Raw genomic sequence first — 6178 nt, forward strand, 5'->3', positions numbered from 1 at the left:
CGAAAGGCCCGTATACAGTATCTACTAAGGCTATTTTATCGTCCACTATAAGGTAGGCGTTATAAGTAGTACCGCGGGGAATGGAAAAAGCGGGCCCATGGAAATAGCGTATGTTCCAGTCTATAGCTCCTACCCAATATATCCCTTCTCCCAAAGCCACTGGACGGCCCATAAAAGATACCTCCCCTTTTTGTAAGTCAGTAGTTAGTCACCAGAAGTTCAAAGAAGGCGCGGGGATGGGCACAGGCGGGGCATACTTCAGGGGCTTCCTTGCCTTCATGGATATACCCACAATTGCGGCAGCGCCAGGTTACCTTTTCTTCTCGTTTGAACACTTGAGCGTTTTGAAGATTACTTAAAAGGGCTAGGAACCGATCTTCGTGTCCCTTTTCGGCCCTGGCGATGGCCCGAAATACAGCTGCAATTTCTCGGAATCCTTCTTCCTCAGCTACTTGAGCGAAGGAAGGATACATGGAGGTATGCTCATAGTTTTCTCCTTTAGCACTGGCAGCTAGATTTTCAGCGGTAGTTCCAATGATACCAGCCGGGAAAGCGCCTGTTATTTCCACTTCTCCACCTTCTAAAAATTTAAAGAGGCGCTTAGCGTGCTCCTTTTCGTTATCAGCAGTATCTAAGAAAATGGCAGCTATTTGCTCGTAGCCTTCCTTCTTGGCTTGGCTAGCATAGAAAGTGTACCTGTTGCGGGCTTGCGATTCACCGGCAAAGGCTAGTAATAAGTTTTTTTCAGTGCGTGTTCCTTTGATACTGGCCATATCGATGCTTTTCCCCCTTAAAATCAAATATGTCTTTAAGGAAATAGATTTCGACACCTTCTTGCTTTATCCTGCCACCCTTGGCAGGTTTTACACAAAACGAAACAAAAGTTAAAAGAAAAGAAGGAATGACGCTAGTGATGGCGAAATGGAAATAGTAACCTTATGATAAAGGAGGCTTGTTTATGACGGCCTTAGGCCACGTTTACAAATGCAATATTTGTGGTAACATTGTTGAGGTATTGCATACAGGAGCAGGAACCTTAGTATGCTGCGGTAAACCCATGGTATTGCTAGTCGAAAATACAGTAGAGGCAAGCAAGGAAAAGCATATACCGGTTATTACCCGGGTAGAAGGTGGGTTTAAAGTAACTGTTGGTTCGGTTCCCCATCCCATGGAAGAAAGCCATTACATTGAATGGATCGAATTGCTGGCCGGCGGGCAAATCTTACGGCAACATTTAAAGCCAGGGGAGTTCCCTGAAGCTGAATTTTCCACCAAGGCTGAAACAGCCCTGGCTAGAGCTTATTGTAACTTACATGGCCACTGGCGGTCAGAATAGGAGTGAAAGAGATGAGAGACAGCCAAGGAAAACGGTTTAAACCCCTTCTACTACCTTACTTACCTCTTTGAAAGGCGGAAGCATCTATCAAGTGATCCCTGCGGAGGAGTCCCTCAAGATCCGCGTGTGGCCTGAGGGGTAGGGGTCGGCGACATCGGGTCCGTAAAGCGGGTGTGGAAGGAGTTGAGCCTGGATGAGCGTAAAAAGCCGCGGGGAGGCGGTTCTGCCGCAGGCCTTCTGGCCGCGAGACCCGGCGGCCAAGGTCAAGCCGGGCGGAAGGAAGGAAGCGTCCTGGCGGGCGTGCCGGGAGTGGAGAAGACGACGCGGAACGGGCCGGGGGTTGGAAGGGCTTCCAGCCTTCGATTTTTTGGAGGCTCGCGAGTCTTTCGGAAGGCGCGGGCCCTTGGTCTGTGCGCCCGGCATGGGCGAAGGCTTACGGGGGCACGTGCTGGGGAAGCGGGGCGCGGTTTTGCAATAGCGGCAGATGAAGTGCGCAAGCTGGCCGAGCAGTTCCGCACTCAAAGGGTGATTATAGGTGATGTCGTAGACCCCAAGGAGGTATTTGAACCGGGCTACAAGCATGCTTTCCGGGGGGCTGCCCTGGCCGAAGGAGTTTACGGTCTAAAACGATATACTGTATTACTGATTAAATACCATCACCATAAAGAGAGCGAACTACCTGCTGAATTTCCCGAACATCTGTTATCTTTGTACCGGTTATTCCGGCTGCTGGACGGTCTTTCCGCGGGAATCACTAGGCGCGGGGCAAGTGTAAGAATTAGCGTACAGGGTACCAGAATATTTGTGGAGGAGCGAAATCCTGTACCTAAATATGACGGACGGTTTGCCCTTGACCTTTATACGGGGGAACAGAAGCGATAGGCAATGGACGTTATACGGACCGAAGAAAACCCGGGCGACGTAGCTAATTTTGCGGGTGTTAAGCGTTTCGGCGTTATGAGGGTCGACCCAATTTTTCTGCTCTTGCTTGCTGGCCGGTTTTCTAGGGGCACCGGAGGGCCTGGTGTCGAAGTCTTGCCCAGCAGAAAATTTTCATGAAGTTACCTACTTAGTTAAATCATGACGCGGACTCTTGATAGGGACGACCCACACCGGCATAATTGAAAGCCGTGCCGGTGTATGATATATTGGTCGTGAACCTTTTGAGCACGTGGTGGAGAAATAGACTTTTCCAGGTAGAGCAACCTCCAGGTTGGGAGGGAAACAGATTGGATAAGGAGATAATCTTCTTGGTCGAGGAAGCCCCGGAGGGCGGCTACACGGCACGCGCCCTCGGCCACTCCATATTCACGGAGGGCGAGGACCTGGACGAAATAAGGAGCAACGTCCGGGACGCCGTACGCTGCCACTTTGAGGACAAGGACATGCCGCGGGTGATCCGGCTACACATCGTGAAAGACGAGGTTATGGCGGTGTGAGACTGCCCAGGGACGTAAGCGGGGTAGAATTGACCAAACTCTTGGCCAGGTATGGCTACCACATAACGCGGCAAACAGGGAGCCACCTCCGCCTTACCACAACTCTAAGAGGTGAATACCACATTACTGTACCCCTGCACAACCCCTTAAAGGTCGGTACGCTCAGCGGCATCCTGACCGATGTGGCCGAGCACATGCAAATCCCCAAGGAAACTTTGGTCAGGGAACTTTTCCACAAGCGGTAAAAACCCCGTCACGTGTGAAAATAGCCGCGGCCCCCGGGAGAAGCAAACACGTCTCCCGGGGGCTTTGCCTTTATTTGGGTGGAAGACGGACAAGCCGTCAATCAATACGGAAAGGAGCGACCACCTTGACTGAGGTTTCAGCCGCTATCTTTCCTACCTCAGAGAGACCGACTCCTCTTATCATACCGTCTCCGGCTACCGCAAGGACCTCTTGGCCTTCGCACGGTGGTACGCCGAGACGTTTGGGGAGGACCCGGCCCCCGAGAAGATCACCAGCATCGACCTCCGCGAGTACCAGTACTGGATGCGGAACGTCAAGGGCCTCAAGCCCAACACGGTCAACCGCCGCATGAAGGCCGTGAAGTCCTGGCTCTCCTGGTGCGTGGACCAAGGGCTAACCCCAAGGCTCCCGGACTTCCCTAAAACGGGTCATCGATAAGGAACCCGGTGGTAAAGCCGACGTATTAAATGCTGGTCTTAATGCTGCCGTGTACCTTGTGGTGGTAAGCATCGATGCCGATTCCGTACTACAGAGCGATTCCCTTGTGCGGGTAATGATGCCTTTTTTGGAGGATCCTGATATAATTGCCGTCGGAGGAATCCTTGCGTAGCCAATGGCTGCCACATAAGGGGTGGTGTAATTGAAAGCTCATCATATCAGGTGCCTTTGGAGCTTTCAACCGCAAGGATGCGATGGTTCTCGCCGAAGAGTTCAGGCGGAAGTTGAACTAAATGGAGGTTCCCGGGGTGGGCCGGGTTACGGCCAGCTTCGGAGTGGCAGCATATGCGCCCGGCGATACGGTGGACACGATTACACGGAGGGTCGACGCAGCGCTCTACCGGGCGAAGGACAACGGGCGGAAACTGCGTATTTGTAGACTGTAGTAAATGGCAGACCTGCCCGCGACAGAATGGGGACCATGAGAACTATAACGACGGGGTTAGACCTATCGGGTGGGAGAGTAAAAGCCATGGACTTTTTAATGAAGCCGCTGGTGCCCAGGGAAATTTCTCTAACCTCGCCTGTAGTATACCATAGGCCGGGGGAGCCGCGGCCTGTTTTGCAAACCAATGCTGTGCGATACAGACCGGGGCTTGGTCCCGAACGTCCGGAGGTAGCAAGTTATTATGGAGAAACTGCCTCGCTTCACTAATATTTTTAGTCGAATTGAGACCCGTGAAGAGGCAGACGATGAAAGTTTGATAGTGTTAGAAGCCACAGCTCCTTTCCCTTTTGAACTAACGGCTGAAAATCCCTGCCTCTGTCGGCTTAAAGCTATAGGAAAGCTTAGTATGTACCCTGGGCCTTTAGAGGTACGGGACGGGGTCGTAAGGCAAGTATTGATCAGGGAGGAAGGGGCAGGACAGGTCGGTTTTTTAATTTGTCTAGAAGTTCCGTCCGGAAGTTATGTTACTGTTCACGAAGGCTTACCGGTCAGGGTGGCTGTTCACATAAGCCGGAGGCCTGTGAGGGAATTTTATCAGGGCCGGCGAATTGTTATCGATCCCGGCCATGGTGGGCCTGATACCGGCCATCGGGGTCCGGTAAACCTGTGGGAGAAGGACGTGGTACTGATCGCAGCCCGGGAGATCTCGACCGCTCTGAAACGCCTAGGGGCTGGTGTGGCGGTAACAAGGGAGGGGGAAGAAAATCCTTCCTGGGAGGAACGAATAAAGAAGGCAGAGCCGGGCACAGACCTCTTTTTGAGCATACACGCGCATGGTAATATAGATAGAACGGTGCGGGGCACAGCTATAAAGTACAATCCTCGGGCTGAAGACGGGGAGGTTTTAGCCCGTATGGCCTTAGAAGCGATCACCACGAAGACCAAGATGCCCGCAAGGGGAGTGGAGCCTTGCCGCAACCTCGAGGAGTTAGGGAAGGTTCCTGCTCTCCTTTTGGAAATAGCGACCATCACCAACTGGGTGGACGAGGGCATTCTTCGCAATCCCCATTTTTACCGCAAGTTGACCTTAGCTACCTTGAGTGCTTTTTATCATTTTAGCCTTAAGGTACGCCATTAAGGTTCGAATAGGAGGGAAAGGTAGTCCACATGTCTTCCCCTACTTTCGCAGGCAAAATACCCATCCGCACTCATATTATTACAGAAGAAGATGACATAGTGGAAGTAGCTAAACGGTACACGGAAGGAATTGTCGCGCCGGGGGATTTTATCGCTTTAGCTGAAAGTGTGGTTGCCATTACCCAGGGACGGGCCATCCTTCCGGAGGACGTGAAGCCCGGATGGGTGGCTAGGTTCCTGTGCCGTTTCCCTCAGAAATCGGGGAGTCTGGCTACGCCGGCTGCCATGCAGCTGGCCATCCAGGAAGCAGGTATATTCCGTATCTTGGCTGGATGTGCAGCGGCCGCTGTAGGCAGGCTTTTACGCCGTAAGGGGTACTTTTACATAGTGGCAGGGAGGGAACTGGCTCTAATCGATGATGTGGCCGGCACCATGTATCCTTATGAGCGCCACATCGTCTTGGGACCCCGGGAGCCCCAAAGGGTGGTCCAGGCGATTAAGCAGGCAACTGGAGCAGAGGCAGTTATTGCTGATGTAAACGATTTAGGATGTGTAGATATCTTAGGCATAACCGATAAAGGCTATTTGGAAGCTGTTATAGAAGCCTTGCGTGATAATCCCTTTGGGAACGAAGACGAGCAGACACCCATTGTGGTACTGAAGCATGTAAGGAACGTACTGGCGGTTGGTTAGAGCCTTACCTAGGCAGGCCCGGCCCGACACACTTTTGAATTTGGCCAGTGGTTAAACCTTGTTTTATGATCTATACGTTCATAAAACGGAGAAGAAATGGAGCGAAAGTGGAAAAGTTCCGGTAGGCGGAGTTAAATGTGATTTAACAGGACCGGCTTTTCCCTACGAAAACTGCCGTCCCCGAACCGAAGGACATCGTGAAAAATAACCGCCTCGTCCGAGCAACGCCCAACCACCTGGTGGCCAGCATGGTCAAGGCCCTAAAAGGGGTCTCAGCTCGGTTCCTTTTCAATGAGTTTCCCGACCTCAGGAGAGAACTCTGGGGCGGGCATCTCTGGAACCCTTCTTACTACGTGGGCACTGTCGGGCACATCTCCATAGGGGTTTTAACAGGTATACGTTCATGGACAATTCCTAGTTTTTCACAAGTTTTCTGGAACT

The 6178-nt window shown here is 52.1% G+C and carries 9 protein-coding genes and 4 pseudogenes; 11 read left to right on the forward strand and 2 right to left on the reverse strand.

Features of this window, described 5'->3' with window-relative positions:
- Nucleotides 1-172: pseudogene (locus L5656_RS11450) on the reverse strand (FprA family A-type flavoprotein); the annotation flags it as partial.
- Between the two features lie 25 nt (nucleotides 173-197).
- Nucleotides 198-773 carry a rubrerythrin gene (gene rbr / locus L5656_RS09940; protein WP_297202522.1) on the reverse strand — a complete coding sequence of 192 codons (576 nt, stop codon included), beginning with the start codon at nucleotides 771-773 and terminating at the stop codon, nucleotides 198-200.
- Nucleotides 774-958: 185 nt separating this feature from the next.
- On the opposite strand from rbr, the gene L5656_RS09945 reads away from it, so the two are divergent.
- The 11 genes and pseudogenes from L5656_RS09945 to tnpA form a co-directional block, all read left to right on the forward strand.
- A complete protein-coding gene (locus L5656_RS09945) occupies nucleotides 959-1336 on the forward strand; it encodes a desulfoferrodoxin (RefSeq protein WP_297202523.1) in 378 nt (125 codons plus the stop codon).
- 18 nt (nucleotides 1337-1354) lie between these two features.
- Nucleotides 1355-1471, forward strand: a pseudogene (locus L5656_RS11455) (transposase domain-containing protein); the annotation flags it as partial.
- A 48-nt stretch (nucleotides 1472-1519) separates the two neighbouring features.
- The gene (locus tag L5656_RS11515; protein WP_428849307.1) at nucleotides 1520-2218 is read left to right on the forward strand and encodes a hypothetical protein; all 699 of its coding nucleotides are present in this window, start codon (nucleotides 1520-1522) and stop codon (nucleotides 2216-2218) included.
- A 347-nt stretch (nucleotides 2219-2565) separates the two neighbouring features.
- Entirely contained in the window at nucleotides 2566-2775 is a 210-nt protein-coding gene (locus tag L5656_RS09955) for a 2-oxoisovalerate dehydrogenase (protein WP_297202525.1), read from the forward strand.
- Nucleotides 2772-3020 (forward strand): type II toxin-antitoxin system HicA family toxin, encoded by a 249-nt coding sequence (locus L5656_RS09960; RefSeq protein ID WP_297202527.1) that lies wholly within the window; start codon nucleotides 2772-2774, stop codon nucleotides 3018-3020. The genes L5656_RS09955 and L5656_RS09960 overlap by 4 nt, the downstream gene beginning before the upstream one ends.
- 154 nt (nucleotides 3021-3174) lie before the next feature.
- Nucleotides 3175-3459, forward strand: a pseudogene (locus tag L5656_RS11460) (site-specific integrase); the annotation flags it as partial.
- Nucleotides 3452-3631, forward strand: a complete 180-nt coding sequence (locus L5656_RS11465) for a glycosyltransferase (protein ID WP_366018267.1) — start codon at nucleotides 3452-3454, stop codon at nucleotides 3629-3631. The pseudogene L5656_RS11460 and the gene L5656_RS11465, both read left to right, overlap by 8 nt.
- A 121-nt stretch (nucleotides 3632-3752) precedes the next feature.
- Nucleotides 3753-3905, forward strand: coding sequence for a diguanylate cyclase domain-containing protein (locus L5656_RS11470; protein WP_366018266.1), 153 nt, complete (start codon nucleotides 3753-3755; stop codon nucleotides 3903-3905).
- Between the two features lie 243 nt (nucleotides 3906-4148).
- Nucleotides 4149-5045 carry an N-acetylmuramoyl-L-alanine amidase gene (locus L5656_RS09965; RefSeq protein WP_297202528.1) on the forward strand — a complete coding sequence of 299 codons (897 nt, stop codon included), beginning with the start codon at nucleotides 4149-4151 and terminating at the stop codon, nucleotides 5043-5045.
- Nucleotides 5046-5074: 29 nt separating this feature from the next.
- Nucleotides 5075-5737, forward strand: coding sequence for a coenzyme F420-0:L-glutamate ligase (locus L5656_RS09970; RefSeq protein WP_297202530.1), 663 nt, complete (start codon nucleotides 5075-5077; stop codon nucleotides 5735-5737).
- Nucleotides 5738-5952: 215 nt separating this feature from the next.
- Nucleotides 5953-6114: pseudogene (gene tnpA / locus L5656_RS09975) on the forward strand (IS200/IS605 family transposase); the annotation flags it as partial.
- Between the last annotated feature and the right edge of the window lie 64 nt (nucleotides 6115-6178).

Source organism: Thermanaeromonas sp., assembly GCF_021890735.1.
Classification (GTDB): domain Bacteria; phylum Bacillota; class DSM-521; order Neomoorellales; family Neomoorellaceae; genus Thermanaeromonas.

What these genes read in the sequence shown, in the direction of transcription:
- rbr (WP_297202522.1), bottom strand. Translation starts at nt 773, where the DNA reads ATGGCCAGTATCAAAGGAACACGCACTGAAAAAAACTTATTACTAGCC.
- L5656_RS09945 (WP_297202523.1), top strand. Translation starts at nt 959, where the DNA reads ATGACGGCCTTAGGCCACGTTTACAAATGCAATATTTGTGGTAACATT.
- L5656_RS11470 (WP_366018266.1), top strand. Translation starts at nt 3,753, where the DNA reads ATGGAGGTTCCCGGGGTGGGCCGGGTTACGGCCAGCTTCGGAGTGGCA.
- L5656_RS09965 (WP_297202528.1), top strand. Translation starts at nt 4,149, where the DNA reads ATGGAGAAACTGCCTCGCTTCACTAATATTTTTAGTCGAATTGAGACC.
- L5656_RS09970 (WP_297202530.1), top strand. Translation starts at nt 5,075, where the DNA reads ATGTCTTCCCCTACTTTCGCAGGCAAAATACCCATCCGCACTCATATT.